Annotated in this window: 17 protein-coding genes and 1 pseudogene; 7 read left to right on the top strand and 11 right to left on the bottom strand. The window is 73.6% G+C overall.

Annotated elements, in window-relative coordinates:
- Window positions 1–70 precede the first annotated feature (70 nt).
- Genes ACFXPX_RS01510 through ACFXPX_RS01490 form a run of 5 tightly spaced genes read left to right on the top strand, consistent with a single transcriptional unit; the run spans window position 71 to window position 7,728 of the window.
- A complete protein-coding gene (locus tag ACFXPX_RS01510; RefSeq protein ID WP_380639099.1) occupies window positions 71–1,333 on the top strand; it encodes a phenylacetate--CoA ligase family protein in 1,263 nt (420 codons plus the stop codon).
- Window positions 1,330–2,742 carry an MFS transporter gene (locus ACFXPX_RS01505; RefSeq protein ID WP_380639097.1) on the top strand — a complete coding sequence of 471 codons (1,413 nt, stop codon included), beginning with the start codon at window positions 1,330–1,332 and terminating at the stop codon, window positions 2,740–2,742. Before ACFXPX_RS01510 ends, ACFXPX_RS01505 begins: the two co-directional genes overlap by 4 nt.
- The gene (locus ACFXPX_RS01500; protein WP_380639095.1) at window positions 2,739–3,884 is read left to right on the top strand and encodes a GNAT family N-acetyltransferase; all 1,146 of its coding nucleotides are present in this window, start codon (window positions 2,739–2,741) and stop codon (window positions 3,882–3,884) included. Before ACFXPX_RS01505 ends, ACFXPX_RS01500 begins: the two co-directional genes overlap by 4 nt.
- A 47-nt stretch (window positions 3,885–3,931) precedes the next feature.
- Entirely contained in the window at window positions 3,932–5,098 is a 1,167-nt protein-coding gene (locus tag ACFXPX_RS01495) for an acyl-protein synthase (protein ID WP_380639137.1), read from the top strand.
- The gene (locus ACFXPX_RS01490) at window positions 5,095–7,728 is read left to right on the top strand and encodes an acyl-CoA reductase (RefSeq protein WP_380639093.1); all 2,634 of its coding nucleotides are present in this window, start codon (window positions 5,095–5,097) and stop codon (window positions 7,726–7,728) included. The genes ACFXPX_RS01495 and ACFXPX_RS01490 overlap by 4 nt, the downstream gene beginning before the upstream one ends.
- A gap of 46 nt (window positions 7,729–7,774) precedes the next feature.
- On the opposite strand, the gene ACFXPX_RS01485 is transcribed toward ACFXPX_RS01490, so the two are convergent.
- From ACFXPX_RS01485 to ACFXPX_RS01475, 3 genes are all read right to left on the bottom strand, one after another.
- Window positions 7,775–8,344, bottom strand: a complete 570-nt coding sequence (locus ACFXPX_RS01485; RefSeq protein ID WP_380639091.1) for a GNAT family N-acetyltransferase — start codon at window positions 8,342–8,344, stop codon at window positions 7,775–7,777.
- An 85-nt stretch (window positions 8,345–8,429) separates the two neighbouring features.
- On the bottom strand, window positions 8,430–10,445 hold the full coding sequence (locus ACFXPX_RS01480; protein WP_380639089.1) for a sensor histidine kinase: 2,016 nt from the start codon (window positions 10,443–10,445) through the stop codon (window positions 8,430–8,432).
- Window positions 10,446–10,749: 304 nt separating this feature from the next.
- Window positions 10,750–11,424, bottom strand: a complete 675-nt coding sequence (locus ACFXPX_RS01475) for a TetR/AcrR family transcriptional regulator (protein WP_380531126.1) — start codon at window positions 11,422–11,424, stop codon at window positions 10,750–10,752.
- A gap of 141 nt (window positions 11,425–11,565) precedes the next feature.
- On the opposite strand from ACFXPX_RS01475, the gene ACFXPX_RS01470 reads away from it, so the two are divergent.
- Window positions 11,566–13,821: an MMPL family transporter gene (locus ACFXPX_RS01470; RefSeq protein ID WP_380639087.1), complete on the top strand. Its 2,256-nt coding sequence runs from the start codon at window positions 11,566–11,568 to the stop codon at window positions 13,819–13,821.
- On the opposite strand, the gene ACFXPX_RS01465 is transcribed toward ACFXPX_RS01470, so the two are convergent.
- Both ACFXPX_RS01465 and ACFXPX_RS01460 read right to left on the bottom strand, forming a co-directional pair.
- Window positions 13,767–15,002, bottom strand: coding sequence for a Gfo/Idh/MocA family protein (locus ACFXPX_RS01465; protein WP_380639085.1), 1,236 nt, complete (start codon window positions 15,000–15,002; stop codon window positions 13,767–13,769). The genes ACFXPX_RS01470 and ACFXPX_RS01465 overlap by 55 nt on opposite strands.
- Before the next feature lie 79 nt (window positions 15,003–15,081).
- Window positions 15,082–16,113, bottom strand: coding sequence for an aldo/keto reductase (locus ACFXPX_RS01460; protein ID WP_380587221.1), 1,032 nt, complete (start codon window positions 16,111–16,113; stop codon window positions 15,082–15,084).
- Between the two features lie 106 nt (window positions 16,114–16,219).
- Here ACFXPX_RS01460 and ACFXPX_RS01455 point away from each other — a divergent pair, with 106 nt between their 5' ends.
- Window positions 16,220–16,675 carry a MarR family winged helix-turn-helix transcriptional regulator gene (locus ACFXPX_RS01455; protein ID WP_380531114.1) on the top strand — a complete coding sequence of 152 codons (456 nt, stop codon included), beginning with the start codon at window positions 16,220–16,222 and terminating at the stop codon, window positions 16,673–16,675.
- A gap of 153 nt (window positions 16,676–16,828) precedes the next feature.
- Here the strand turns inward: ACFXPX_RS01455 and ACFXPX_RS01450 are convergent.
- From ACFXPX_RS01450 to ACFXPX_RS01425, 6 genes and pseudogenes are all read right to left on the bottom strand, one after another.
- Window positions 16,829–16,957, bottom strand: a pseudogene (locus ACFXPX_RS01450) (family 1 glycosylhydrolase); the annotation flags it as partial.
- A 20-nt stretch (window positions 16,958–16,977) separates the two neighbouring features.
- Entirely contained in the window at window positions 16,978–18,204 is a 1,227-nt protein-coding gene (locus ACFXPX_RS01445; protein WP_380639083.1) for a TIGR02679 family protein, read from the bottom strand.
- Window positions 18,201–22,310 (bottom strand): TIGR02680 family protein, encoded by a 4,110-nt coding sequence (locus ACFXPX_RS01440; protein ID WP_380639081.1) that lies wholly within the window; start codon window positions 22,308–22,310, stop codon window positions 18,201–18,203. Before ACFXPX_RS01440 ends, ACFXPX_RS01445 begins: the two co-directional genes overlap by 4 nt.
- Before the next feature lie 28 nt (window positions 22,311–22,338).
- Window positions 22,339–23,541, bottom strand: a complete 1,203-nt coding sequence (locus ACFXPX_RS01435) for a TIGR02678 family protein (RefSeq protein WP_380639079.1) — start codon at window positions 23,539–23,541, stop codon at window positions 22,339–22,341.
- On the bottom strand, window positions 23,538–25,073 hold the full coding sequence (locus tag ACFXPX_RS01430) for a TIGR02677 family protein (RefSeq protein WP_380639077.1): 1,536 nt from the start codon (window positions 25,071–25,073) through the stop codon (window positions 23,538–23,540). The genes ACFXPX_RS01435 and ACFXPX_RS01430 overlap by 4 nt, the downstream gene beginning before the upstream one ends.
- Before the next feature lie 231 nt (window positions 25,074–25,304).
- Complete coding sequence (locus tag ACFXPX_RS01425; RefSeq protein ID WP_380639075.1) at window positions 25,305–26,813, bottom strand: protein kinase; 1,509 nt, start codon at window positions 26,811–26,813, stop codon at window positions 25,305–25,307.
- Window positions 26,814–26,976 lie beyond the last annotated feature (163 nt).

Here is a 26,976-nt window from a genome sequence, read left to right as displayed (position 1 = left end):
CGACCCGTAGGGCGAGCTCGTGCACCCGCACGACCTCGCTCCGCCCTCGCACGCCCAAAAGCAGGAACTGATGCCCGTTCAACCCCTGGCGGAGCTCATACGCTTCGCCCGCCGCAACTCACCCTTCTACGCCGAGCTGTACGCCGGCCTGCCCGACCCGACCGCGCGGTTGACCGACCTCCCGGTCGTCCCGCAGGCCGAGTTCTGGCAGGCCAACACGCCCCGCGACAACCGGCTGCTGACCGGGCCGCTGGAGGAGGCCGTCGTCTTCAAGAGCGGTGGCACCACCGGCTCGCCGAAGTTCTCCTTCTACAGCCGGGAGGAGTGGCGGGAGTTCACCACCTCCTTCGGGGCCGGACTGGTCGACGCCGGGCTGCGCCCGGGGCACCGGGTCGCCGACCTCTTCTACGCGGGCGACCTGTACGCCAGTTACACCTTCATCCTCGACTCGCTGCACCGCTCGCCCGTCTCCAACGTCCGACTGCCGATCGGCGGGGCGGCGCCCCTGGAGTCGACCGCGCAGACCCTGGAGCAGTTCCAGGTCGAGGTGGTCGCCGGCACCCCGACGACGCTGTGCTCCCTGGCCGACCACCTCCTGGCCTCCGGCCGAGAACTCCCCTCCGTGGAACTGCTGTTGTTCGGCGGCGAGGGCCTCTACCAGGACCAGCAGCCGCTGTTGGGCAAGGTGTTCCCCAACGCCCGTGTCTCGTCGATCGGTTACGCCGCCGTCGATGCCGGGCTGCTCGGCCGCCCGGTACCGGGGCCGGACACCCGGGTGCACCGGGCGTTCACCCCGGAGACGGTGGTGGAGATCCTCGACGACCACACCGGCGAGCCGATCGACACCGAGGGCGTGCCGGGCCGGGTCGTGGTGACCGACCTGCGGCGACGGCTGATGCCCGTCCTGCGCTACCCCGTCGGGGACCGCGCGGAGTGGACCGACGTCACCATCGGCCGGTTCCGCATCCTCGGCCGGGCCCAGGAGGGCGTACGGGTGGGGCCGGTGTCGCTGTACACCCAGGACGTGCTCGACCTCGTCCGGGCCGCCGACCCGGCCGGCCGGGTGATCGGCGTCCAGCTGGTGGTGCGCCGCTGGGAGGGCCGCGACGGGCTGGTCCTGCGGCTGGCCTGCGACGGGGACCCCACCGGGCTCCCCAAACTGGCCTCCGACGTCACGACCGCCGTCCACACGGCGCGGCCGCTGTACCCGGAGGCGGCCGCCGCCGGCCACGTCCACCCGCTGTCCGTCACGTGGGTGCGTCCGCACGAACTCGCCGTCAACCCGCGGACCGGCAAGCTGATCCGCGTCCTCGACGAACGGCCGCACTCGTGACGGGGGCCCGGGCTGCGGGAGCAGCCGAAGCGGTCGACACGACCGAGGCGGCCGCCCGCCGCCTGCCGCTCGTGCTGCGCAACCGGCGCTTCGCCGCCGTCTGGGGCGCGCAGGTCCTCACCCAGGCCGCCGGACGGATGTTCCAGGTCGGCGCGGTGTGGTGGCTGATCGGCTACGCCGCCGGCCCGGACCGGGGCCTCGCCTCGGGCGCCTTCCTCGCCGTCAGCACCCTGCCCGCGGTGGCGCTGGCCCCGCTGGTGGCCGCGCTCATCGCCCGCCGCCCGCACCGCACGGTGCTGGCCGCCGCCGCGGCCGTCGCCGGTCTGGTCGCGCTCGGCACGGCCTGCTGGACGTACACCGCGACACCGCCGATGGCGGTCATGTACGGTGCCGCGCTGCTGCTGGCGGGCTGCCAGGCGGTCTTCGACCCCTGCCTGACCACCTCCGTCCCCGAGCTGGTCCAGGACGCCGACATCGAGGCCGCGACCGGCTTCGAACTCGCCACCCAGTCGCTGGCCGGCCTCGCCGGCGGGCTGCTGGGCCCGCTGGTGGTCGACGGCGCGGGTCTGCCCGGCATCGTCGCCGGGTGCGCCGGGGCCTACCTGCTGGCGGCCGCCCTGGTCGGCGCGACCCGCTTCCCGGGCACCCCCGCAGCCCCGGGCACCCCGGCCACCCCCGCAGCCCCGGGCGTGGACGGCCCGGCAACCGCGGACGTCCCGTCGCCCGCCGCCCGGCGTCCGCTGCGCCGCATCCTGGCCGGACTCCCGTTCATCCGCCGGGTGCTGCTCTGCTTCGCCGCCGCGAACGTGTTCACCACGGCGGTGTTCGTGGTGATGCCGCTGTACACCCGGACCGTGCTGCACGCCGACGGCTCGACCGTCGCCGCGCTGGAGGCGGCCCTCGGCGCCGGCACCCTGGTGGGCTCCTTCACGGGCGGCCGGCTCCCGGGCTCGCCGACCGCGGTCGGCGCCGGCTGTCTGGGCCTGATGGCCGCCGCGCTCGGCCTGCCCGGCCTGGCCGTGGGACAGGCGCCGGCCGTCGGGGCGATGGCCGTCGCCGGCTGGTGCGTCGGCGTGATCGGCGTACGGTTCGTGGCACTGTTCCAACGCCTGGTACCGGCCGAGGACCGCCCCGGTTTCTTCGCCGTCATGCAGGCGCTGCTCGGGGCGACCTTCCCGGTGTCCTCGCTGGCGTTCGGCCTGCTCGGCGACCACCTCCCGGCGCGCACGCTGTGCCTGGTCCAGGCCGTCGGCGTGCTGCCGGTCGCCGCCGCGCTGTGGTGGACCGGCCGCCGCGAACCGGCCCCGGCCACGACGCCGGCCACGAGCACCGACACCACCGCCACCGCCACCGCCACCGCCACCGCCACCGCCACCGCCACCGCGCAGCCGAACGGGGCCGTGCGATGACCGTGACGCTCGCCCCGGCCGTACCGCAGGACGTCGCGCAGCTGCGGCAGCTCTACTTCGACGTCTACGGCCACGGCTACCCGGTCGCGCTCGGCAGCGACCCCGCCGAGATGCGCCGTCTGATCGACGACCCGCACACCCACTGGCTGACCGCCCGCCCCGAGGGTGCCGGCCGGCTGGCCGGTTCGGTGGCGGTGCAGACCGACCCCGGCGGCCGGATCGGCAAACTGGTGGGCCTGGCGGTCCATCCGGACCAGCGCGGCGCCGGGCTGGCCGGACAGCTGACCGCCGCCGTCTGCGCGGACGCCTTCGCCGCCGGCACCCTGGACTCGGTCTACGCGACCGCCCGGGTGGTCACCCCCGGCCCCCAGCAGGTCCTCTCCCGCAACGGCTTCCAGGCGCTCGGCCTGATGCCGAACGCCGTCGAGGTGGCCGGGTGCGAGAGCCTCGCCCTGTTCGCCCGGCACGCCGACGGCGTCCTGGCCCGCCGGGAGCGCGTCGACGCCGTGCCCCGGGCCCTGGTCCCGCTGCTGGAGGCGGCCCGGCAGAGCACCGGCGTCGACTACGGGCACCCCCGCCCGACGGACGCCCCCGCCCCGGCCCTGGGACGGACCGCGCCGGTCACCGCGCCGATGGAGCTGGTCACCGCACCCGCCTTCGTCCGCCGCCGCTTCCTCGAACTCTTCCCCGATCCGGGGGAGCGGTTCTTCCCGCTGCACGTCCCTAACGCCGTACTCACCCCGCCGGACGGCGCGTTCGAGGCCTACGCCGACCTGGACCGGGTCGCGGCGAGCTGCTCGCTGATCGCGGTGCACCCGTCCCCGGCGGCCCTCACCGGGGCGCTGGAACCGCTGATGGCGGCCGTCACCCGGGCCGGCGCCGACTACGTCGAGACGCTGCTGCCGCTGGCCGACACCGCCGGGCTCGACGCGTTCCTGGCCGCCGGGTTCATCCCGAGCGCCGTCTACCCGGCGATGCGCCGGATCGGCGACCGGTTCCACGACTACGTGGTGCTGTCCCGCACCAGCCGTCAGATCGACTTCCGGGCCGCTGCCGTCAGCAGTCCGCTCCAGCCGTACCTGCTGGCCTACCTGACCGCCTGGACGTCGACCTACCTACCCATTCCCGAGGTCTCACGATGACTGACCACCTGACTGACAGCCCGGCCGACCACCCGGCCGACCGACCCGTGAACACCCATCTCGCGCCGGTCACCGTCCCCGACCCGGCCGCGCTCACGCACGTCCAGCAGCTCTGCGACCTCGCCGCCCCGTACGCGGCCGGGCCGGAGACCGACGCCCTGTTCGCCGCCGCGATGGCCGAGTCCCACGCCTGGCACGCACAGCGCTCGCCGTTCCTCCGGTCCCTGCTGGACGGCCCGGTGGAGAGCCCGGCGCCGACCGTCGGCGAGGGGATCCGCACGCCCCTGGTGCACGCCAACTTCTTCAAGCGCCACGAGGTGCTCTCCATCCCCCGCGAGGACGTGTTCCTCCACCTCACCTCCTCCGGCACCACCGGCCAGAAGTCGCAGATGTTCTTCGACAGCTGGACGATCCGCTCCGCGCAGCGCATGGTGGCCCGCATCTTCGACCACTACGGCTGGATCACGCCCGACCAGCCCGTCAACTACCTGCTGTACAGCTACGAGCCGGCCCCGCAGCTGAAACTCGGCACCTCGTTCACGGACAACTACCTCTGCGACTTCGCCCCGGCGAACCACACCACCCACGCGCTGCGGCACACCGGCAGCGGCCACGAGTTCGACGTCCACGGCTGCATCGAGGCCCTGCAGCGCTACGCCGAGGAGGGCCTGCCGGTACGGATCCTGGGCTTCCCGTCCTTCCTCCACTTCACCCTGGAGCGCATGCGCGCCCTCGGCCTCCCGCCGCTGCGACTCCCGGCCGGTTCCCTGGTCCTGCTCGGCGGCGGCTGGAAGGGGCACACCGACCGGCAGATCGGCAAGGAGCAGTTCTACGCCGGAGTGACGGAGCAGCTGGGCATCCCCTCGGACCGCATCCGCGACACCTTCGGCTCGGTCGAGCACTGCGTGCCGTACATCGAGTGCGGGCACCACCGCCTGCACGTCCCGGTCTGGTCGCGGGCGGCGGTGCGCGACACCCGCACCCTGGAACCGCTGCCGTACGGCGAACGCGGGTTCCTCCACCTCGTCTCCCCGTACATCACCTCGGTGCCGGCGCAGAGCGTCGTCATGGGCGACCTCGCCTCGCTGCACCCCGGGCAGGAGTGCCCCTGCCCGCTGCCCACCCCGTGGTTCACCATCCACGGCCGCGCCGGGGTCAGCCGGAACCGCAACTGCGCGGCGGCCGCCGCCGAACTCCTGAAGGGGATGTCGTGACCACCGAACCCATGACCACCGAGCCCGTGGCCACCGAGCCCGCGACCGTTGCGCCCGCGATGGGTGAACTCGTCGGCACCGGGCCCCACTTCTGGCAGGGCTCGTTCATCGACGACGCCGAGGCCGCCCGCCGGCTCGCCGAGCTCCCGGCGCTCGCCGCCCGCGTCCTCGCCGAACCCCTGCCCACCGAAATGGTGTTGAGCGCCTGCCAACGCCTCGCCGACGCCCTCGCCACGCCGGGCAGCGCGGTCCGCACCCGCCTCCTCGCCGAACTCGTCACCGGCGGCGACGGTGTCGACCCGGACGAAGCGGCCGCGACGCTCGCCGAGATCACCGGCGCGATCGCCCGCCCGGCCCTGGAACTCAAGCTCCGGCGCGAACTCGGCGGACTGCGCCCCGAGCGGCTCACCCGGCCCGACGCCCGGGAGACCACCTTCGAGGCGTGGGCGCCGGTCGGGCTCCTGGTCCACATCGCCCCCGGCAACGCCGCCGCCGTGGCCCCGCTGAGCGTGATCGAGGGCCTGCTCACCGGCAACCTCAACGTGCTCAAGACCAGCAGCAACGACACGCTGCTCCCCCAGCTCCTGCTCGCCGAGCTGGCCGCCGCCGACCCGACCGGCGCGCTGGCCCGCCGGATCGTCGCACTGCGCTTCCCCTCCTCCCGCACCGAGTGGCTGCGCCTGCTGTGCGAGCCCGCCGACGCGGTGGCGGTGTGGGGCGGCGAGGACGCCGTCCGCTCGGTCGCCGAACTGGTCCCGGCCGGCTGCCGCCTGGTCGAGTGGGGCCACCGGATCTCCTTCGCCTACCTGACCCGTGACGCCTGGTCGGACCCGCGGACCCTGGACGCGCTGGCCGCCGACGTCTGCCGCTTCGAACAGCAGGCCTGCTCCAGCCCCCAGGTGATCTACCTCGACACCGAGGGCACCGAGGGCACCGAGGGCACCACCGCCGCCACCGAGGTCTTCGCCTTCGCCGAGCGCTTCGCCGCCCACCTCGCCGAGGCCTCCGCCCGCCTCCCCCGGCCCGCACTCGAACCGGCCGAGCACGCCGAGGTCACCACCACCGAACTCATCGCCCGCCTGGAGGAACACCTCGGCCTGACCCGGGTCCTGGCCGCCGAGGACGGGTCCTGGCGCGTCCTCGCCGACACCCGCCCCGCCCTGGCCGCCTCGCCGCTCCACCGCAGCGTCTGGGTCAAGCCGCTGCCCCGCGGCTCCGCCATGACGGTGCTGCGCCCGATGCGCCGCTACCTGCAGACCGCCGCGATCGGCGGCAGCCGGGCCGACGTCGCCCGGCTGTCGCAGGCGGTGCTCGCCGCCGGCGTGCTGCGGGTCACCCCGGTCGGCGGGATGCTCGACGGCTACCACGGCGAGCCCCACGACGGCGTGTACGCGCTCCAGCGCTACAGCCGCCGGGTCAGCGTCCGGGCCGACGAGGCCTTCGCCACCACCGCCTGCCTGGACGACCTGGCGGCCCCCGCCTTCGTCCCCGCCGCACCGAGCGGCCCGCTGCTGGACAAGGCCGGGGTGCAGGAGCAGTTGGGCGCCCTCGCTCCCGAGCACGCCCACCTCCACTTCCGCAGCGGCGGCAGCACCGGGGCCCCGGCCCTGTCGGTGTTCACCAACGCCGACTACGACACCCAGATGCGGGCCTCCGCCGACGGCCTGCTCGCCGCCGGGTTCGACCCGGCCCGGGACCGCGCCGCCAACCTGTTCTACTGCGGCGGCATGTACGGGAGCTTCATCAGCTTCTTCTCGATCCTGGAGCGCCTCAACGCCACCCAGCTCCCGATCGCCGCCGGCCCCGACCACGCCGCCACCGCCGAGGCCCTGGTGACGCACCGGGCGGACACCGTGTTCGGCATGCCCTCGTACCTCTGGCAGCTGTTCCACGACCAGGCCACCGCGCTGCGCGCGTACGGCGGGATCCGCAAGGTGTTCTACGGCGGCGAGCACTTCACGGCGGAGCAACGCCGTGTGCTCACCGAGGAGTTCGGCGTCGAGGTGATCCGCTCGGCGGCGTACGGCAGTACCGACCTGGGGCCGCTCGGCTACCAGTGCACCCACTCGGAGGGTTCGGTCCACCACGTCCTGACCGACCTGCACACCCTGGAGATCCTGGCCCCTGAGGCCGACACCCCGGCGCCCGCCGGGCAGCCGGGCCGCCTGGTCTTCACCAGCCGCACCCGGGCCGGGCAGCGCCTGGAGCGGTACCAGATCGGCGACCTCGGCCGCGCCGTCGAGGGCGTCTGCCCCTGCGGCAGCCACACCCCCCGCATCGAACTCCTCGGCCGCTACGGGGACGTCGTCCGGGTCGGCACGTACTTCCTCAACGTCCGGCGCCTCGGCGCGGTGGCGCAGGAGGAGTTCGGCTACCAGGGCGAACTCCAGCTGGTCCTGGACACCGGCGCGGAGCGCGAGCACGTCACCGTCCGCCTCGACGAGCGCTACGCCCCGCCCGCGGCCACCGCCCGCGCCGCGTTCCTGGCCGCCGTCCCGGAGTTGGGCTCGGCCGTCGCGGAGGCCCTGCTCGACGTCACGGTCGAGACCGCCCCCTCCGCCGCCTTCGAACGGACGCCCACCAGCGGCAAGCTCCGGGCGGTGGTCGACCGGCGGCAGCCCACCGCGTGACGCCGGCCTGCGCCGGGCTCACCCCCGGGCCCACCCCCGGGCCGGTTCAGGTCCGGGGGTGGGCCCGGCGCAGGTCCACCATCGCGAACACCTTGTCGTACCGGCGCTCCCCGACGGCCACGTAGTCCGGGAGCCGCCCGTACTCGGTGAAGCCGAGCGAGTAGTACAGGTGCAGCGCGTCGGCGTTGTCGCCGCGGGCGTCGAGGGTGAGCACCTCGATGCCCGCGGCCCTCGCGTCCGCGATCAACGCCGTGGTCAGCGCCCGCCCGATGCCCCGCCCCTGGGCGTCGGCGGCCACCGCGAGCTTCTCCAGCTCCGCGTGCGGACGGTGCGTCGGCCGCCGGTGGCGCAGCCAGTAGCCGAAGCCGACCGGGCGCCCGCCCAGGTACGCCACCCGCAACGCCCCGTCCCCGGCCCGCGACCGCGCCACCACCTCCTCCACCAGCGCCGCCACCTCCTCCAGCGACGGCGGCTCCACCCACCCCAACGCGGCGCCCCCCAGCACCAACTCCGCCAAGATCGCCTGCGCCGCCCCCGCGAACTCCCCACCCACCGCCGCCGCCCCGACGATCACCAGGTCTCCGACACCCGCGGCACCACTCACGTTCCGGCTCATGCCCGGCACCCTACCCAGCCCACCACCCACTCCCGCCGGCCACTCCCGCCGCCCGCCGACCACCTCCCGACGACCACCTCCCGGATCAGTCGGCGCGGCCGCGGGGGAGGACGGCGCGGACGACGGCACCGGCGGGGGCGTTGCCGGCGGTGAAGGTGCCGCCGAGCTCTTCGGCGCGTTCGGCCATGGAGCGGAGGCCCACGCCGGACGTGGAGTCGCGGTCGGCGAAGCCCGCGCCGTTGTCGGCGACCTCGACGGTGACGCGGTCGGAGAGGGCGCGGAGGCTGAGCCTGGCGGCGGTGGCACCCGAGTGCCGGACCACGTTGTTCAGGGCCTCACCACTGATCCGGTAGACGGCGACCTCGACGGCGGCGGAGAGCGCGGGCAGCGGGTCGGGTCGCAGGTCGAGGGTGATCCGGAGGGCCTGGCTGCCGAGGGTGTCGGCAAGTCGGCGGAGCGCGTCGGCCAGGCCCTTGCTGTCGAGGGGGCCGGGCGTCAGGCCGCCGGTGATCCGCCGGAGTTCGGTGATCGCCTGGCCGATGCCCGCGGAGGCCGCGGTGAGCGAGGCGGCGGCCCCGGAGCCGTCGGGCAGGTCGGTGCCGGCGGCGTCGATGCGCAGGCGCAGGCCGGAGAGGGCGGGACCGAGGCCGTCGTGGAGGTCGTGGCGCAGACGGCGGCGCTCCTCCTCGCGGGCCAGGACGAGCTGCTCCCGGCTGGCCCGGAGGTCCTCGGACAGGCCGAGCGAAGCGATCGCGGGCGATGCCTGGTCCGCGAGGAGGCCCAGCACCTCGCGGTCCTGCCGGTCCAGCTCGGACTGCCCGAGGCGGGGCGGCACCAGCAGCTCGCCGATCTCGGCGCCCTCGTAGGTGAGGGGGAAGCGGACGCCGGGCGGCTCGACCGTCCCGAGCCGGGCCAGCTCCCGCGGCCCGCTCCGGGTCCGCACCCGGACCACGGCGGCCGGCAGCCCGAGGGCCTGCACCACCGTCCGGCAGAGCAGCGGCGGCGCGTCCGCCGGGTCGACGGCATGGCTCATCCGCTCCGCCAGCTGCCGGACCAGCTGGTACGGGTGGGCCCGCTCGCCGTAGTAGTACCGGTCCACGGCGCGGCCCACCGCCCGGGCGGTGGGCCGCAGCAGCGCACCCACGGCCCCGGCCGCCACCACCTGCCACCAACGCGCGCCGGGCCCGGCGGTGGGCAGCAGGCGGTACGTCAGGCAGGCGGTGAGCAGGGCGCCGACGAACAGCAGCGCGCAGAACGCGAACGCCGCCAGGTAGCGCCGGGTGGCCCGGTCCAGCGAGAGTTGGCGGTCACGGCGGAAGGCGGCCATCGGCACCAGCATCCAGGCGGCCTCACCGGCCACGACGACCGCGTAGGGCAGCCACTCGCCGACGAAGTGCGGGACGACGGCCAGCACGCACCAGAGCAGGTAGGCGGCGATCACCGCCCGCAGGTACGGGTGCGGTCCGGGCAGGCGCCAGCAGCGGACCGCGGCCACCGTCAGGGTGAACACCAGGGTCGCGGCGAACTCCCTGACGGCGTACGGGCTGAGCCACCCGTCCAGCCAGGCGAACAGCGCGGTGTGGTGGAGCGGGTTGGGCAGGCCGTACCACGCGGGCACCTGTGCGGTGTTGCCGAAGGCGAGCAGGGCGCTCCAGGCGGCCACCGAGGCGGTGATGCCGCGCCAGGCCCCGCCGAGCAACCTGCCGTCGGGAAGCCAGAGCGGGAAGCCGATCACCACGGAGGCGTTGGCGATGTCGGCGGCCAGCATCACCCCCGCGACCACCGTGACGGCCGTCGGTCCGGCTCCGGCCAACGCGGCCGCCAGCAGCGTCACCATGCGCAAGGACTGCAGCAGACCGGCGAACAGCAGCAGCGCCCCCAGGGCCTGGCCGTTCCGGTTCACCACCAGGAACAGGCCGGCGAGCGTGAACGCCAGGCCGACCGCCACCCAGACGCCGTTGTAGAGGTACTGGTCGCTGACGCCCCCGACCCCGGGGTGGGTCAGCGCGAGGAGCGACCAGGCCGCCACGCACACCAGCATGGTCCCGGCGGCCGCGAGGGCCGTGGCAACCCCGGCACCGCCGACGCTGAGCCCTCTCATCCGCCCACCTCCCTGCCGCACTCCATCCTGCCCGGCGCCCCGTCCCGACCGCACGGGCCACCGGTCCCTCTCCCGCCCCACGTGCACCACACCGGCCGAAGCACTGTATGGCTACACTCCGTGGCCGGCCGGTGTCGAGCCGTACGTTCGGTCACCGCCCGTCAGCGGGTGGGATTCGCCCGTTCGGCCGCGCCACGCGCGGTGCCCGCCGCCGCCGGGGCCCACCGAGGATCGACCGGGACACCCGTCGGACGGGTGGCGATACGTCAGCGGCGGCTGTGACCGTCCGCCGCGCGGGCCCTGGTCACCACCGGTCCGCGGCCGGCGACAGGCCCGCGGTGCGCGCGGCGACGCCCGCCTGGACCGCGAAGAGGCGGTCCCGCGCGTCCTGGTCGAGCGCGTGGAAGTGGCCGTGCGCCTCCAGGGCGACGAAGCCGTGCACGGTGGCCCAGGCCAGCATCAGGGCCTCCCCCGCGTCCGGCACCAGTGGGCTGCCGAGCCGGCCGCGCTCGGCCGTGTCGGCGACGAGTTCGGCCATGTGCTCCATCGCCCGCCGGGCGGCCACCACGGTCGGCCCGTCCGGCGGGGCCGCGTACCCGGGCACGGGGGAGCCGAAGATGAGGGCGAAGCGCTCCGGATTCCGCTGCGCCCAGGTGCGGTAGCCGGTGCAGGTGGCCACGAAGCGTCCGTCCAGGTCGTCCGGCGGCACGGTCCCGCCGGTCGCCGCCAACGCGTCCGACAGGCTGTCGTACGAGTCGGCGACCAGGGCGGTGAGCAGCTCGTCCCGGTCGGCGAAGTAGCGGTACAGCGCGGGCGGGGTCATCCCCATGACGCGGGCGATGTCGGTGAAGCGGAGGTTCGCCGCGCCGCGCTCGACGATCAGGCCCAGGGCCGTGTGCTTGATCTCCTCCACGGTGTCGGCGCGCAGCCGCTCACGGCGGCTCCGCCCCCCGCCCTCCTCGGTCGCCCCACCCGTCATCACATCTCCATCGGCTCGCTGCACCGGTCACCGCATTGACAATCCGTACCCGTCGAAGGAAACGTTACGCTTCATAAGACCCGTTATGAAGCGTAACGCTCTGCCGGGGGCCGCGCCCCTGACGACGCACGGAGGACCACTATGTCCCAGGGACCGCGCGAGGACCGGCGGACGGCCGCCGGGGGGAACGGGCCGCACAGGCCCGGCCCGCTCGGCCGAATAGCCGGTTGGAGCTTCCGCAACCGGGGCCGCACGGTGCTGCTCTGGCTGCTCGCCGCCGGCGCGGCCTTCGGCCTCTCGGCCGGCCTCGGCGGCAAGTACAGCGCGGACTACACCGCGCCCGGCTCGGACTCCCAGCAGGCCCAGCAGCTGCTGGCACGGGACTTCCCCGGGCTGGGCGGTGAGTCGATCAGCCTGGTACTGACCACCGACGGCAGCGTGACCGACGCCGCCACCCGCGACCGGGTCAAGGACCTGCTCGCCCGGATGGCCCAGGTGCCGCACGTCAACGGCATCGACGACCCGTACGGCCCGCGCGGCAGGGTGTCGGCCGACGGCCGCACCGCCCTCGGGCAGATCCGCCTGGACGTCGCCGTCGCCCCCGACATGCCGAAGGCGGACACCCAGCGGCTGCTCGACCTCGCCCGCTCCGTCGACGGCGGCGTGCGCGTCCACCTCGGCGGCATGACGGTCCAGCAGGCCGAGCAGGGCGCGATCGGCTCGGAGGCCATCGGCATCGCGGCCGCCGCCGTGATCCTGGTGATCACCTTCGGCTCGGTCGTGGCCGCCGGCCTGCCGATGCTCACCGCGCTCGGCGGGCTCGCGGTCAGCAGCGCCCTGCTGCCGGTCCTCGCCGCGATCATGCCGGTCCCGGACTGGTCGACCTCGCTCGCCGCGATGCTGGGGATCGGCGTCGGCATCGACTACGCGCTGCTGCTGGTCACCCGGTTCCGCGAGTGGCGCGCCGAGGGACTCGACCCCGAGGCCGCCACGGTCGCCGCGCTGGACACCGCGGGCCGCGCGGTCGTGGTCGCCGGGATGACCGTGGTGGTCAGCATGCTCGGGCTGTTCGCGATGGGCCTGTCGTTCATGCGCGGCGCCGCGGTCTCGGCGATCCTCTCCGTGCTCGTCGTGATCGCCGCGTCCGCCACCCTCTTCCCCGCCCTGCTCGGCTACCTCGGCCGCCACGTCGAGCGCCTCCGGCTGCCCGTGCCCCGGCGCCGCGCCGCCCGGGGCGGGAGCCCGGTGGGCGCCGGCTGGCTGCGCTGGAGCAGGCTCGTCGAACGTCACCGCGTCCTCGGCGCCGTCACCGGGGTCGTCGTGCTGCTGGCGCTCGCGGCGCCGTTCCTCGGCGTGCGCTTCGGCTTCCCCGACGCGGGCAACGACCCCGCCGGGCGCTCGAACCGGCTGGCGTACGACACGGTGGCCGCCGGATTCGGACCGGGCAGCAACGGACCGCTGGTCCTGGTCGCCGAGTCGGCGCCGGGCACCCCCGCCGACGCGACGGCCTCGCTGCCCGCCGCGCTGAAGGCGGTGCCCGGCGTCACGGCCGTGAGCCCGCCGGTGCCCGGCGCCGACGGCCGCTCGCTGCTGCTCACCGTCGTCCCGGACAGCGGTCCGCAGTCCGGCGCCACCAAGACCCTGGTCCGCGACCTCCGCGATCACGTCATCCCGGCCGCGGTCGGCCCCGGCGTCCGGGTGCACGTCGGCGGGGCGACCGCCGCCGCGATCGACAGCACCGACAACATCGCCGGCCGCATCCCGCTGCTCGTCGGCGGCGTGGTCACGGTGTCGATGCTCCTGCTCCTGGTCGCCTTCCGCAGCCTCGCCGTGGCCCTCAAGGCCGCGGTGATGAACCTGCTCTCCGTCGGCGCCGCGTACGGCGTGGTCGCCCTCGTCCTCGAAGGCGGCACCGCCGGCCGGTTGATCGGCATCGACAGCCCCACCCCGCTGCCGGCCTTCGTCCCGGTGCTGACCTTCGCCGTCCTGTTCGGCCTCTCGATGGACTACGAGGTCTTCCTGGTGAGCCGGATGCGTGAGGCCTGGCTGCGCACCGACGACAACGCGGAGTCCATCGTCAGCGGACTGGCGGGCACCGCGCGGGTGATCACCGCGGCGGCGGCCATCATGGTCGCCGTGTTCGCGGCCTTCGTCCCGGCGCCCGACCTGCCGATCAAGGTCATCGGCGTCGGCATGGGGTCGGCCATCCTGATCGACGCCACGCTGGTCCGACTGCTGCTGGTACCGGCCGTGATGCACCTGCTCGGCCGCGGCAACTGGTGGCTGCCCGGCTGGCTGGACCGCCGCCTGCCCCACCTCCACGTCGAAGGACACACCGACTTCTACCAGCCGCACACCGCCGCCGAAGCACCCCGCTCCCCGGCGGCGGTCGGGTAGTCGCCACAGCGGTGGTCACCACAGCGGACCGCGGGCGCACGTGAGGTCGGCACGTCAGGTCGGTCTGTCGTCACGGCGGATTCGATGCTGCGGTGCCGGGCGGCGCCGTGCGCGAAATCGGGTACCGCCGACGTACCCTCGCGCAGGTCGTCCAGGAACTTCTGGTAGGCGTGAGCGACCGCGTAGAGCGGCGCGTCGGCTCGGGGATCGAGGTGCGGGACGCGAACGTACGACTCCGGCACCGGCAGGGGAGCGAGTCCGGGGGAGGTTCCGCGGCCGCCTTCGAGGGCGACCGGGCTGAGCTGGGGATGGCCGACCGGGGCGGTGAGGACGAGGTCGCCCTCGGTGCCGTTGATCTCCCAGCGGAAGTTGGTGCCCCGGGACATGCCTCCGCGGTAGTGGAAGGTGACCACCGCGCCGCCCGGCAGCCGTCCCGAGGCCACCACCTGGTCAGCGGCGGTCATGGGCACGGGCTGTCCGCTCTCGGTGTCCATGGCCGACGTACGCCGCGACGCCAGTCGGATCCGCAGCCCCTCGGGCTCCCCCAGGACGGACGCGAGTCCGTCGAGGGTGTGGCCGAAAGGAATGGTCAGCAGTGTTGCGCCGTTGGCGGCGTCGAGCACGTACTGATCGCCGGGGCCGACGGTGGCGCCCCAGGCACCGCCGGAGCCGACGACCGTCGTCGACAGCACCTCCCCCACGTAGCCGTCGGCCACCAGATCCCGTGCGTACGCGAGGGCCGGATGCGACCGCGCCTGGAGTCCGACGACGGTCGGCACAGCGCGGCTGCGCGCTTCCCGCGCCATCTCCTCGGCCTCCGCGAGCCCGTTGCCCAAGGGCCACTCGCACAGCACGCTCTTGCCCGCGCTCAGCGCCGTCCGCACCAGTTCCCGGTGGTGCGGCACCTTCACCGCCACGACCACGAGGTCCACCTCCTCGCAGGCGACCAGTTCGGCCGCCGTCCCGAAGGTTCGGGAGACGCCGTGCTTCTGTCCGGAACGCTCCGCCGACTGCTTCGAACTCGTACTCAGGGCCTTCAACTCGTACCCCGGGACGGCCCGCAGCGCCGGCAGGTGGGAGCGTTCGGCCCAACTGCCGTGCGCCCCGAGGCCGATGATCCCTACTCCGATCGGCTTCTCGGACCGGACCAGCTCGGTGAGCGGTGACGCAGAGGTGTTCACGATGCGCAGCCTGTTCTGTGGGTGGATGGGGCGGAGATCCGCGCCCGGTGGGCACGGGAGTCCGGTCGGCCGTCGGCGGTCAGTTCCGTGCGCTTGCCGACGGATCCGGGCCGCGTTCGGAGTCCAGCAGCGCCATGAGGGGCGCGGCGTAGCGGGTTCCGGCCACCGCATCGGCTGGGACGGCCTCGTCGATCGCGCGGAGGTCCGCGTCGGTCAGGGCGACGTCGGCTGCGGCCAGGGCCTCCGCGACGCGGTGGGGTCGCCGGGCGCCCAGGACGGCCACGACGGTGCCGCGCTCGCGGCTCCGGGCGATGACCCAGGCGGTGGCGAGTTGCGCGACGCTGATGCCGCGCGCGTCGGCGAGAGGCCGCAACCGTTCGACGAGGGTGAGATTCGCGGCAAGGTTGTCGGGGTGGAATCGGGGCAGCCAGTGGGCGCGCGGGTCGCCTCCGGCGGGTTGCCGGTACGTGCCGGTGAGCAGGCCGTGCGCGAGGACCCCGTAGGCGGTGACGCCGATCCCCGACTCGCGGCAGGTGTCCAGGATGCCGTTGGCCTCGGGACCACGGCTGAACAGGGAGTATTCGATCTGAACATCGCAGATCGGGTGAACGGCATGGGCACGGCGGATGGTCTCGGGCCCCACCTCGGAGAGCCCGATGTGCCGCACGTACCCGGCCTGGACCAGCTCGGAGAGGGCGCCGATGGTGTCCTCGACCGGGGTGTCGGGGGCGAGGCGGGCGGCGCGGTAGATGTCGACGTGGTCGGCGCCGAGGCGGCGCAGCGAGTAGGCGAGCGCGTTCTTCACGTGGGCGGGACGGCCCTCGATGCCGACGAAGGATCCGTCGGGGCCGCGCAGAGCGCCGAACTTGACGCTCAGCAGCGCCTTTTCGCGATCGCCGGCACGCAGGGCACGGCGGATGAGGTCCTCGTTGTGGCCCATGCCGTAGAAATCGGCGGTGTCGAGGAGGGTGACGCCGGCGTCGAGGGCCGTGCGGATCGTGGCGATGGCGTCGGCCTCGTCGGCGGGGGCCGTGTGGTCGGACATGCCGGCGCAGCCCAGTGCGAGCGGGGGGACCTGCGGGCCGCCGGCTCCAAGGGGTCGGGTTTGCACGGTGCCTCCTGCGGGGCGGGAAGGATGGACGCGGCCGACAGGGGCTGCCGAGGGCGCAGCCGACTGCTAGCGTTGACATCTCAACACTAGGAAGAGGCGCGTTGATATGTCAACACCGAACGCGGAGGCCGCCGCTCCGGACGAGGCCACGACCGACGCCATGGGCGGGCCCGTCGATTTCTGGAGCGCCTTCAAACGCGCCCACGAGGTCGTCCGCGCCCGCGTGATCGCGGACACCGCCGAGGCGGCGGGCCTGTCCGAACCGGACCTGACGATCCTCGCCGACCTCAACAAGGCGGGAGGCAGCCTGCGCCAGAGCGAGCTCGCCGCGTCACTCGGCTGGGACCGCACGCGCGTCTCCCACCAGCTCACCCGCATGGGCAAACGCGGACTCGTCACCCGCGAACGCGCCGGCGGCGTCACCGTCGCCCTCACCGACTCCGGACGGGCGGCCATCACCGCCGTACACCCCGGCCTGGACACCGCAGTACGCCGCCACCTCACCGACAAGCTCTCCGCACAGGAGATCGAAACCCTGATCTCCGTGTTCCGCCGGCTGTAGGCGCCGGCACAGCGGCGCTCCGGCCGACCGCCGCCTCTCACCCGCGCCGGCGGCGGAGGACGAGTCAGCCCAGCCGGTCAGGGCGGCGGTCACGGAGCCACTTCGCCACTTCCCCACTTCGCCACAGCAAGGTGACGGGAAGAATCGGCCCACCTACGTGGTGGACCGCCTCCGGTGGGCGGCGATGAGGTCGCGGTACCAGGCATACGACGCCCTCGGGGTTCGGCGTTGGGTCGCGAAGTCGACGTGGACGAGGCCGAAGCGCTGATTGAACCCCTCAGCCCGTCGGACGGGCTGTCATTCTATCCGTGTCGGTGGTCTGCCAAATCGTCGAGGAGAAGGTCGGCTACCACCTCTTCGACCACTGCGGTACGCAGTTCGGCCATGGAGCCGACGAGCGTCCGGTCCCATGGAGCGGGCGTGAGGCGACCCGGATCGGGGCCCAGGGGAACCCGCGACACCGCGGCCCGGTAGTCGGCGGCTGCCATCCGCCAGGGGACGGCTCCGGTCTTGGCGAGGACGTGGGCCGCGATGCGGATGCCCTCGCCGTCGAAGTCTCCGTGGTAGCGCAGGGACGCACCGTCGTCGGCGAGTCGACGCAGCAGGTGGATCACGGCGGTGTTGGGCCAGCCGGAGGTGCAGACCAGTGGCGGGCAGTGGTGACCGAAGCGGCGCAGGGACAGGGCGAGCACGCTGGGGTTCTCGGTGATGTGCACCGGTCCCGCAGGGCCAGTGCAGTCACCGGGCGTGCGGAGTTGGGCGAGGGTGAGGCTGACGGGATGACCGGCGTCGGCGCAGATGCGGGAGACCCGCGCGACCGGGCCTTCGCCGTCGAAGCGCAGACCGACGGCGAGCACGGTTGCGGAGAGCTGATCGTCGGCGACGCCGGCCCGGCTCCAGAGCACTCGCCGGGTCTCGGCGCTGTCCGGCAGGTCGGCGTCGTACAGCACTGCCAGGGCGCGCAGGACGAGGCCGGACAGCCGGGTCCCGTCGTCGAGGGCGTGCGAGTCACCGTCGAGGAGGCGGGCGGCGAGGACCGGTAGTGGCTCGCCGTCGGCAGGAAGTGCGGCGAGGACGGTCAGAGCGGCGGTCAGCAGGCTCCGGGTCCGATCGGGTGAGCCGTCGACGAGGCCGTTGGCGCGTAGGTGGCCGACCCATTCCAGGAGGGCGGGCTGGGCGGTGACGACATCATGGCCGGCCAACCACCCCCACAGCGCGTCGCGTTGGCCGGTCCTGCGGTCGCGCTCGGCGGCCCGGTCGCGGATCGGGCCGAGGATCGCGGTCACCACGTCCCGGACCGGCCGGCCGCAGGCGTCCAGCACGGCACCATCGAGTCCGGCGAGGGAAATCGTCGGCTCGGCATCGGGAAGCCGGTCAAGTCCGAGGAGGTCGGCCAACGCCTCCCGGCCTGCGTCGCCGAGCGGTCCGGATCGCACCCGGCTGACAGGGCGGCCGGTCGAGAGACGGTCGTGGACGGCCGACCAGAGAGGTCGAAGTTCAGGGAGGTCGAGAGGGTGACGGACCGTCATGCCGGTTCCTCCGCGTCGGCCTCGTCGGGCAGCAGGTCGGTGCCCGTCCAGGTGAAGCGGGCGCTGGTGACGGCATCGTCGCCGTCACCGCCGGTGATCAGCTGGTGGACGGCGATGCCGGAGAGCTCCCGGTAGGTGCACCACTCGTGGTCGGAGGTGAGCACCAGGTCGAGGTCGAGCGCCGCGAGGAGGCCGAAGACCTGCCCGCGGTTGACGGTGTCGACGCCGACGAAGACCTCGTCGAGCAGGATCAGTCGCGGCGACTCCGGCACCGCTTCGTAGTGGGCCGCCACGGCAGCGAAGAGCGGCAGGTGGAGGGCGATGGCCTTCTCGCCGCCCGAGAGCGCGCCGTGGAGCTTCTTGGTGAGCAGTTGCCAACCGGAGCCGTTGGCGCGGTCCAGCTTGACGACGAACTGGTGCCAGGCCGTGTAGTCGAGGACGTCGGCAAGCTGCTCCTCCCATGTGGACGCCGTGTTACGGGACTTGGCCTCCTCGATGCGGCCCCGGAAGAAGGCGTGCAGGGCCTCGCGGTCGGCTTCGGTGATCCGGGCCGGGTCCTTGAGCAACAGTTCGCGGGCCGCCCGGGTGCCGGCGGGCAGGTCGGGGTGGATCTGCCACACCAGACGGACGGCCACCCGTGAGGCGGTGCGGACCCGTTCGAGGTGGCCGTTCATCCGCTCGACGAGTTCCCCGGCCTGGCGGATGCGGGAGGCGAGGTGGCGGCGGGTGTCGCCGGTGAGGGTCCGGTCGAAGAGACTGCGTTCGGCGGTGGTGATGTCGTCCTGGCTGCGGTCCCGGTCGCCGGTGAGGAGGGAGAGGAGGCCGGTCGCTCCGACCCGGATGCCGTCGACGGTGGCGGTGAGGACGTGGATGTCCTCTTCGGCTTCGAGTTCGAGGTCGGCACGACTGCTGAGGCTCTGACGGGCGCGGTGGACGGCCTCGGAGAGGCGGTTGAGGGAGTCGCCGAGGTTCCTGGCGCCGTGCGGCAGGTTGGGCCAGGTGGCGGCGGTCTCGCGCGCCGCTTCGAGGGTGGCACGCGTGCCGTCCAGGGCGGTGAGGGTGAGGCCGAGGCCCGCGTCGTCGGGGAATCCGAGGACACAGAGGCGGCGGAAGCCGTGGGCGGCGCCGTTGCGGGCCGCCACGGCGTCGTCGCGTCGGGCCGCGTCCTGGGCCATGGTGGCGCTCAGCGAGCCGATCCGGCCTTCGAGGGCGATGAGTGCCCGGGTGCCGGCTTCGATCTCCTGGCGGGTCCGGTCAAGCTCCGTGCGGAAGTCGCCGATCCGGGTGGCCACTTGGCGGTAGTCCTCGCCGACGGTGCTCTCGGCGGCCTGGAGCGTGGCCCGGAGCCCGCGGGCGGTGGCCTCGGCGGTCTCGGCTTCGTCCAGGCTCTCGGCCGCCGCGCCCCGGGACGCTTCAGCGTGGCTGCGGGCGGTGTCCCAGGCGTGCCGGGCGGCCGCCCAGGCGAGGTGGGAGTCGAGCCAGACGTCGGCCAGTTCCCGCAGCGCGTCGACGGCCGTGGCAGTCGCGTCCAGCGCGGCGCGTTCGGTCGGCAGGGCGTGCTCGGCCGAGGCGACGGCGAGTGCCCGCAGGGCGGCCGCGACCGCGTCCTCCTGCCGTGCGAGCCGTTCGACGGCCTCGCGAACGGCGTCCTCGCGAGCGCCCACCTCGGACTCGGACCGCTCCCAGGCGCGCTTGGCCTGGTCCACCTCCCGGTGGTGCGGCCGGGAGCGGAGGTCGGCGCCGAGGCGCGTCCGCCGGTCGGCGAGGGTGCGCAGCTGCGCCTCGAAACCCTGGACGGTCGTGTCGGCCTCGGCCAGTTCGGCGGTGAGGTCGGCGATCCGCCGCTGCCTGGCGCGTTCCCGGGCCGCGGCTCCGATGTGGCCGGACTCCTCCTTGGCCCAGGAGCCGACCGCCGTCGCCAGCCGCCAGCCGCCGTCGGCCGCCACGGCGGCCGGGTGACCCCCCGGGAGAGCGGGGAGGGTAGGGCCGTAGGCGATGCCCGCAAGCAGTCGCTGCACCTGGCCGGCCGGCACCGGACCGTCTGGTTCGGGGGCCAGGACGTCGAGCAGCGAGGGGCCGGGTGCGGGCACCGCCGATGCCGGGTCCACCAGAGTGTCGTGGCCCGCGACGGCGATGCCGCCGTCGGGGGTCAGCCAGGCGTCCAGCAGGCCGGCCGCTTCCAGGGCCGCTTCGATGCCTGCTTGGTCGGCGGGCGGCACCTCCGGCCGGAACGAGAGCAGGCGCCATAGTGGCGCGCCCGGCAGCGCCGACCGGTCGGCGGTGCGGGTGCGGGGCGGCACCGGCGGCAGATCGGCCGCGGCCGCGGTGCGTGCCAGCTCCTCGGCGAACCGGTCGCGCCGGGCGCGGGCGTCGTCCCGACCGGCCCGGGCGGTCGTCTCCTCGGCGGTGATGGCGCCCTCCGCCACGCGGGCAGCGGCCTCGACCAGCGCGAGGACGTCGGTCTCGACGGCGGCGCGGGAGGCGAGCTCCTCGGCGTCGTCGACGTGCAGCTCGGTGCAGTCCGCCGTCGCCCACCGGCGCAGCAGGTCGGCGTGCGCGTCGACGGCGGACTCGTAGGCGCGGGCGTTCCCGTCGCGCCGGGCGGTCGCCTCGGCCAGGCGCTCGCGCGCCGTGTCGAGGTGGTGCTCCGCTGTCGTCCGGTCCGAGACGGACCGCTCGTGGTGTTCGACCGCGGCGCGGACCCGGGTGATCTGTCCGTGCCGCGAGGCGACCGCGCCACGCAGCAGGCGGCGTGCGGTGCGCCCTTGCTCCCCCGTGTCCCCGGACGTGCCGGGTGGGGTGTCGAGTACCGTCTGCACCTCGGTGCAGACGGACTCCATGGCTGCTCGCCGCGCCGCGCCCCGGGTGTCCTCCCGGGCGGCGCGGGTGTGTTCGGTCCACTGCTCGGAGCGCAGCCGCGCGTCGTCGGCGCGCTCGGCGTCCTCGTCGGCTGTGCGGGCCTTCCGGTCGGCGGCGGCGCGGAGACGGTCGGCCGTCCCGGCGGCCTGGTCGGCCCTGCGGCGGAGCTGGTCGAGTTCCAGACCCTGCCGGTAGACCTCGGAGTCGAGCAGCCCCTCGATGGCGCCGTCGATCTCCTGTCGCCGGTGTTCGAGCTCCTCCTTCGCCTCCCTGCTCTCGTCACGCCGGCGCAGGGCTTCGGCGTGCTCCTCCTCGCTCTCGCGGGCGATGCGGGTGAGGTTGTCCATCTCGGTCGTCGCCGAGATGAGCGCCGCTGCCCCGGCGCGCAGGACGCGCTGGGCGTAGCCGCGTTGCTGGTTCGCGACGGCGGTGGCCGCGGCCACCTCGTCGTCCAGGGTCTTCAGGTGTTCACGCTGGCGGTCGAGGCGTTCGAAGCCCTCGGCCAGTTCGGTGATCTCGCCCTGGCCCAGCGGGGGCAGGGCTCGGGAGAGCAGGGAGGACAGCAACGACGGATCCAGGCGCTCGGACAGCTTGGGGGTGCGGAGCTGGAGCAGGGCGGTGATCAGGGCGTCGTAGCGTTGCTCGTTCAGCCCGGGGAAGAGCGTGCTGCGGACCGTGGTGCGGTAGTCGGTCGGTGATCCGTGCAGCTCGCCCCGGCCTTGCAGGGCTTCGGCGAGGGCTGCGCGGGTGAGCGGCTGGCCCGCGTCGTTGACCAGGACGAGGCCCCCGGGACGATCGATCCGTGCGCCGGTGGTGAAGTAGTCGGCGGTGACGTTGGTGGTGTGCACGCTGGCCTGGAGTCTGGCGCCGCAGGTGAAGCGGGCGGTGCCGCCCCCGTCGTCCGCTCCGTCGTCGCGGACGAACTCCAGCCACACGTACCCGACGCGGGTCTTTCCCGAGGTGCCCTCGCCCATCAGATTCCAGTGCATGGTGCGCTCGGAGCCGCCGAAGGTGGACAACCGGTTGGGGCGCAGGCTGGCGTCGAGCAGGAACGGCAGCAGCACCTCCAGCGCCTTGGACTTGCCGGTGCCGTTCTGCCCCCGTAGGAGCAGTCGGCCCTCGTGGAAGGTGAAGGTCTCGTCGTAGTAGCGCCAGACATTCAGGATGCCCGCCCTGGCGGGCTGCCAGCGCGCCCCTGCCGCCGTCGCCCGGGAGGCGCGGGACTGCGGAAGTTCCGTCACGGTCATCGGAGTTGTTCCCTGTTCAGGTTGCGGGTCAGTCGGCAACGGTGGTCCGGTACCGGAACGCCGCGGGGCGGGGGACGGTACGGTCGCCGATCCGTCGGGCCAGGCCGAAGTCGGTCAGGACGCGAACCGCGTCGGCCGTCAGGCGCTGGGCTCCGTCCTCCGACTGGTAGCTCTTCGCCCACTGCGGGAAGCGCCGCAGGAGTTCGTTCGCCTCGGCCGTGAGCTGTTCCGGTGTCAGCCCACCCGGGGCAGCCGTCAGCGGTTCCAGCAGGAGCAGGGCGGCCACTCGGGCCGTCGCGGAATCGTCCGGGAAGCGACTGTCGGTGGCGATCCCGTCCGGGTCGACGAGCAGCAGTCCGTCGGCCCGTTCCTCCAGGACGAAACCGGCCTGCTCGGCGGCGCGCCGGACGATCTGGCGGCCGGTCGGCGAGGTGAGGTAGGCCAGTTCGTCGGCGGAGAGCTCGTCGTGGTGGAGGACGGGATCGTCGAAGAGCCGGCGCAGCAGCGAGTGCCGCAGCCGGAGGTTGCGTTGCGCGTCGGAGGCGTCGGCACCACCGTAGCGGCTCTCGCGCACGGTGCCGCGCAGGAGTTCCTCGTACCGCAGCGGTATCTCCTCCGCCGGTACGGCCAGCCGGGACGGCCCGACGGGCGCGGCGAGCAGCCGCATCAGCACGGTGGCGTCCACGCGGTAGAGCACCTTGGCCTGCGCCGAGTCGGCGAAGCTCTCGGTGACGCCGTCCACGGTGAGGAGCGCGCCGTAGGACTCCAGCAGTTTGAGGACGTCCACGAAGGCCATCCGCTCGGGCCTGCTCGCCGTGTCGAAGGGCGGCAGCGCCTCGTCGGCGGCGCAGGCCTGGACGACGCGGTCGGCGAGCAGGCCGACCGTCGTCACCGGGACCGGGAGCAGTTCGGCCGCGACGACGCACAGCAACGTATAGCGGCGGCGGTCGAACGGCGCCCTGCCGGACCGCGATCGGCGGGCGGGGCGCGAGCCGTCCGGGACGGCCCGGATCTTGAACAACCGCGCGTACCCCAGGCGCGGCTCCACCACCAGCTGCCAGCCGCAGTGGTAGTCGAACCACTTCGTCAACGGGTCCTGGCGGCGGCGGATCAGCTCGAAGGCCGGCGGGTCGCCGCGCTCGGTGATCAGCGGCCGACCGAGCAGCAGTCTGATGCCCCGGGCGACGTCCTGCCGCTCGGCCAGGACCAGTTGGTTCGCGAGGGTGCTCATCCCGTCTCCCGTCCGGCGGACTGTCGCGCGCTGCCCGGGCTGCGGATCTCCACCAGGTAGTCAGGCCCCTCCAGAGTCCCCCGAGGCGTCCGCAGGACGGCTCGTCCGCCACCGGGCAACGGCCGGAGGACGATCTCGACGCGGCCGTCCGAGGTAACCGCCCGACGCGCTCCGCTGCCGTCCGGCCGGACGACCAGCGCCCGGCCGAGGAGGTCGAGCAGCCGCTCGAAGACGGCGTGGTCCAGCGTGCCGAAGCCGGAGAGCCGTACCGGGCCGTCGGTGCCCAGGAGGTCCCAGGCCGCTTCGAGTTCGGCTCGCTCCTTCCGGGCCCGCTCGGCCCGGGCCGCCTTGATCCCTCCGGTGTCGCGCACCTTGCCGGTGCGCGTGAACCGCTCGGTGCGACCACTGGTGCGCAGCAGGGCCGAGACCTCCACCGGCGGGGCCTGCGCCCACGTCCCCGATGACGGCACCAACTCCGCGTCCGGGTGGGCGAGATGGGCGTGGCGGGCCGGCCCGAGCCCGAAGGCGGCCGACCACAGGCGATGCATGTCGTCCTCGCCGGGCGCCGCGGCGAACCAGCGGGCCAGTTCCCGGAAGTCCTGCACCGCGCTGGACGAGCGGCGCCGTGACTCGGTGATCCGGTCGAGGACCTGGAGGAGCGTCACGATCGCGCGACGCGCGACGTCGTGCAGCTGTTCCACCCGGGGTCGTGACCCGTCCGCCGGCCGGAACCAGGCCCGAAGGCCCTCCCAGCGCGCCCGGCGCCGCTCCAGCCAGGCCGGCGCGGGATCGCCGTCGGCGGCCGGCGGCAGCTCGGCGCCCCGCAGTGCCCGCTCGTGCAGCAGGCTGAGCCCGCGCTGCTGGACCCGCTCCACCGCGGTGGCCACCGTCTGACCTCGCTGGTCGAGGTTGACGAGGAACTCCTGGAGGTAGGCCACCGTCGCGGCCTTCACCTCGCGGAAGGTCGCCAGGTCCGCACCTTCGGCACGCAGCAGGCGCTGCAACTCGCCGTTGAACGCCTTGGTGTTGGCCAGCAGCGCCTCCAGGTGGCCCTCCAGCTCCTGCAGCGTGGTGAAGACCCGGCGGTCCGAGGAGGCGGTGTCGCCCAGCAGGACGTACAGTTCGTCGAGCCGGTCCGCGATCGCCTCCAGCACCGCGGTCTGGAGCGCCCCCGTCGAGGCGAGTACGGACAGGGCGTGCTCGACCCCGGCGAACGCGGCCTCGCCGCGCCGGGTCAGCGAGTACTGGAGGTTGCGGCGCTCGTACTCCTCAGCGGTGCGGTAGTTCTCCGCGTGGTTCTGGACGACGTCCAGCAGCTGCCACTCCCTGAGCTTTCTCAGCGCCTCCTGGAGGTCGTCGTCGTGGACCGCGTCGAGCCAGCCGACCGTCCGCAGACGGGTGCGGACCTCGTCCAGCCCGAGCGCGGTCTCCAACCGTTCGTTGGCCGCGCCGAAGGCCCGGAGGATCGCACCGTAGAGTTCGGCTTTGTCCCCCGTCGTGAACCGGAACATCTCCGGCGGCACCCTGCGCAACTGCTTTCCTCCCCTCTGCCCGCCACCACAGTACGCGGACGCACCGACGCACCGGCCAGAACCCCCGACCTCGCATCCGCGCGCAGCCCTGGTGTGACAGACGGCGACATTCCTTGTACGCACGAGAGCAGCTTCGGGTCACGGAGCCGACGCAGGGCGGTGATCAGGGCGTCGCAGCTCGGCCCGTTCAAGCCGAGGTGTACTTGAGCGATTCCACGACTAGACAGGCCGTCACATGAATTGCTGACGAAGGTCGTGAACCACCCGCCGCGCCTGCTCGGCGGACTGCGCCCGCGCGACGTACTTCTCCTCAAGCTCCCCACGAGCGCATTCCGGCTCGCCCCGGAAGGCTGCAGGAAGCTCGGACATGATCCGGGCCGCCTCCCCAAGCACCGCAAGTGTCGGCGCGCTCTCACCGAGATCCAACCGGCACTCGGCTGCGCGAAGCCGTGCGGTGATCGCGGCGGCACGCTCCTCCGGCCCGTCGGCGTGCGCGAGGTCCCTCGCGATCCCCTCGTACAGACGGCACGCGTGTCTCCCTGCCCCCGCCTCCACCCTGAGCCCGTTGGCCGCCAGGAAGAGCGCATCGCGAACCACAAGACGTCGCAGACCCAACTGCTCCTGGCCCAGGACCGCCAGCCTGGCAAGTTCCTCGATCCGCTCCACCACCTCGTCGCCTGCCGGATTCCCACTTTCCAGCAGCACCCGGACCGCCTCCATGGCCTTCCTGAGATCGGCCGGCCCCACCCAGGGCATGTCCGCCTGCGGTTCAACGTCCTCGTCGCCGGCCCCGGTCGCCGGAACGGCGCTTTCCAACAGCCGGAACGGAATGGTCGGGTCGTATTCGAGGCGGGGCGAGGGAGGAGGGTCGCCGGGCGCCGGGAGATGTCCGGCCATCACTTCGCGGATCTCGCCGAGCGAAGGCCTCTCCTGATAGTCCTTGGCCAGCCCCCTCAGAATGACTTCAGCCACATCCGCCGGGACCGCCGACCCGAACGGCTTCGGCTGCTCGTACAGGTGCTGATCGCGCAGGGCGCCCTCGCTCTGGCCATCGTGCGGGGGTTTTCCCTCGAAGAGAAGGTAGAGAACGCAGCAGAGGCTGTAGATGTCGCTGGCCACGGTGGGTTGACGATCCAGCAACTGCTCGGGCGACTTGTATCCGTGACTCCCGAGAGTGGACTGATGGACTGTCAGCTGGGGAACGCCGACACCGAGCGGTTTGGCGATGCCGAGGTCGACCACGGAAACCAGACCCGAGAGGGCGATCATGATGTTCATGGGCTTGATGTCCCGGTGCACCAGCGGCAGCGCATGAATGCACATGAGGGCGTCAATCACCTGAACCGCTGTGGCCGCAGCCGCAGCGAGCGGAAACGGACTGCGCTGCTTGAGGATGTCGTACAGCGTCCGGCCATCGATGTACTCCATCGCGAGGTACCGCTCACTGCGGTGCACCCCGTGTCCGAGGAGCCGGGGGATGCCCGGGTGACGCAGCCTGCCGAGCTGGTGGACCTCCCGCTCGAAGCGGGCAACGAGTGTCTTCCATTCCCGGCCTCGCTCGTCAGGATCGAGCCGCTTGAGGTATTCCCGATCCGAGCGCATGAACTTCAGAGCCACGGCACCGCCGTCGGTCAAGTCGATCGCCCGGTACACCCGGGCCATGCCACCCTTGCCCTTCGGCTCGACCACCTCGTAGCGCCCGTCCACCCGTTCGCCCGGTAGCAGCTCGTGGTCGTCCACAGTCCCCCAATCGTGCCGAGCGCGCATCAATTCGGCACGCCGTCCGCATCTCGCGCACACTTTAGTACGCATCCATGGCGCTCAGTGACACGTTGACCCCGTTCAGCTACCTCTGCGATGCTCCTCCGGTCGTCATGCCCCGGCAGCTTCACCACGCAAGGCG

It is taken from the genome of Kitasatospora sp. NPDC059146, from assembly GCF_042786665.1.
Classification (GTDB): domain Bacteria; phylum Actinomycetota; class Actinomycetes; order Streptomycetales; family Streptomycetaceae; genus Kitasatospora.
The sequence above is the reverse complement of the archived record's forward strand: the minus strand, read 5'-3'. Positions and strand labels throughout refer to the sequence as shown.

Excerpts from the sequence above, each read along its gene's own strand:
- ACFXPX_RS01510 (WP_380639099.1), top strand. The coding sequence starts at position 71 with ATGCCCGTTCAACCCCTGGCGGAGCTCATACGCTTCGCCCGCCGCAAC.
- ACFXPX_RS01500 (WP_380639095.1), top strand. The coding sequence starts at position 2,739 with ATGACCGTGACGCTCGCCCCGGCCGTACCGCAGGACGTCGCGCAGCTG.
- ACFXPX_RS01485 (WP_380639091.1), bottom strand. The coding sequence starts at position 8,344 with ATGAGCCGGAACGTGAGTGGTGCCGCGGGTGTCGGAGACCTGGTGATC.
- ACFXPX_RS01480 (WP_380639089.1), bottom strand. The coding sequence starts at position 10,445 with ATGAGAGGGCTCAGCGTCGGCGGTGCCGGGGTTGCCACGGCCCTCGCG.
- ACFXPX_RS01475 (WP_380531126.1), bottom strand. The coding sequence starts at position 11,424 with ATGACGGGTGGGGCGACCGAGGAGGGCGGGGGGCGGAGCCGCCGTGAG.
- ACFXPX_RS01470 (WP_380639087.1), top strand. The coding sequence starts at position 11,566 with ATGTCCCAGGGACCGCGCGAGGACCGGCGGACGGCCGCCGGGGGGAAC.
- ACFXPX_RS01455 (WP_380531114.1), top strand. The coding sequence starts at position 16,220 with ATGTCAACACCGAACGCGGAGGCCGCCGCTCCGGACGAGGCCACGACC.
- ACFXPX_RS01445 (WP_380639083.1), bottom strand. The coding sequence starts at position 18,204 with ATGACGGTCCGTCACCCTCTCGACCTCCCTGAACTTCGACCTCTCTGG.
- ACFXPX_RS01440 (WP_380639081.1), bottom strand. The coding sequence starts at position 22,310 with ATGACCGTGACGGAACTTCCGCAGTCCCGCGCCTCCCGGGCGACGGCG.
- ACFXPX_RS01435 (WP_380639079.1), bottom strand. The coding sequence starts at position 23,541 with ATGAGCACCCTCGCGAACCAACTGGTCCTGGCCGAGCGGCAGGACGTC.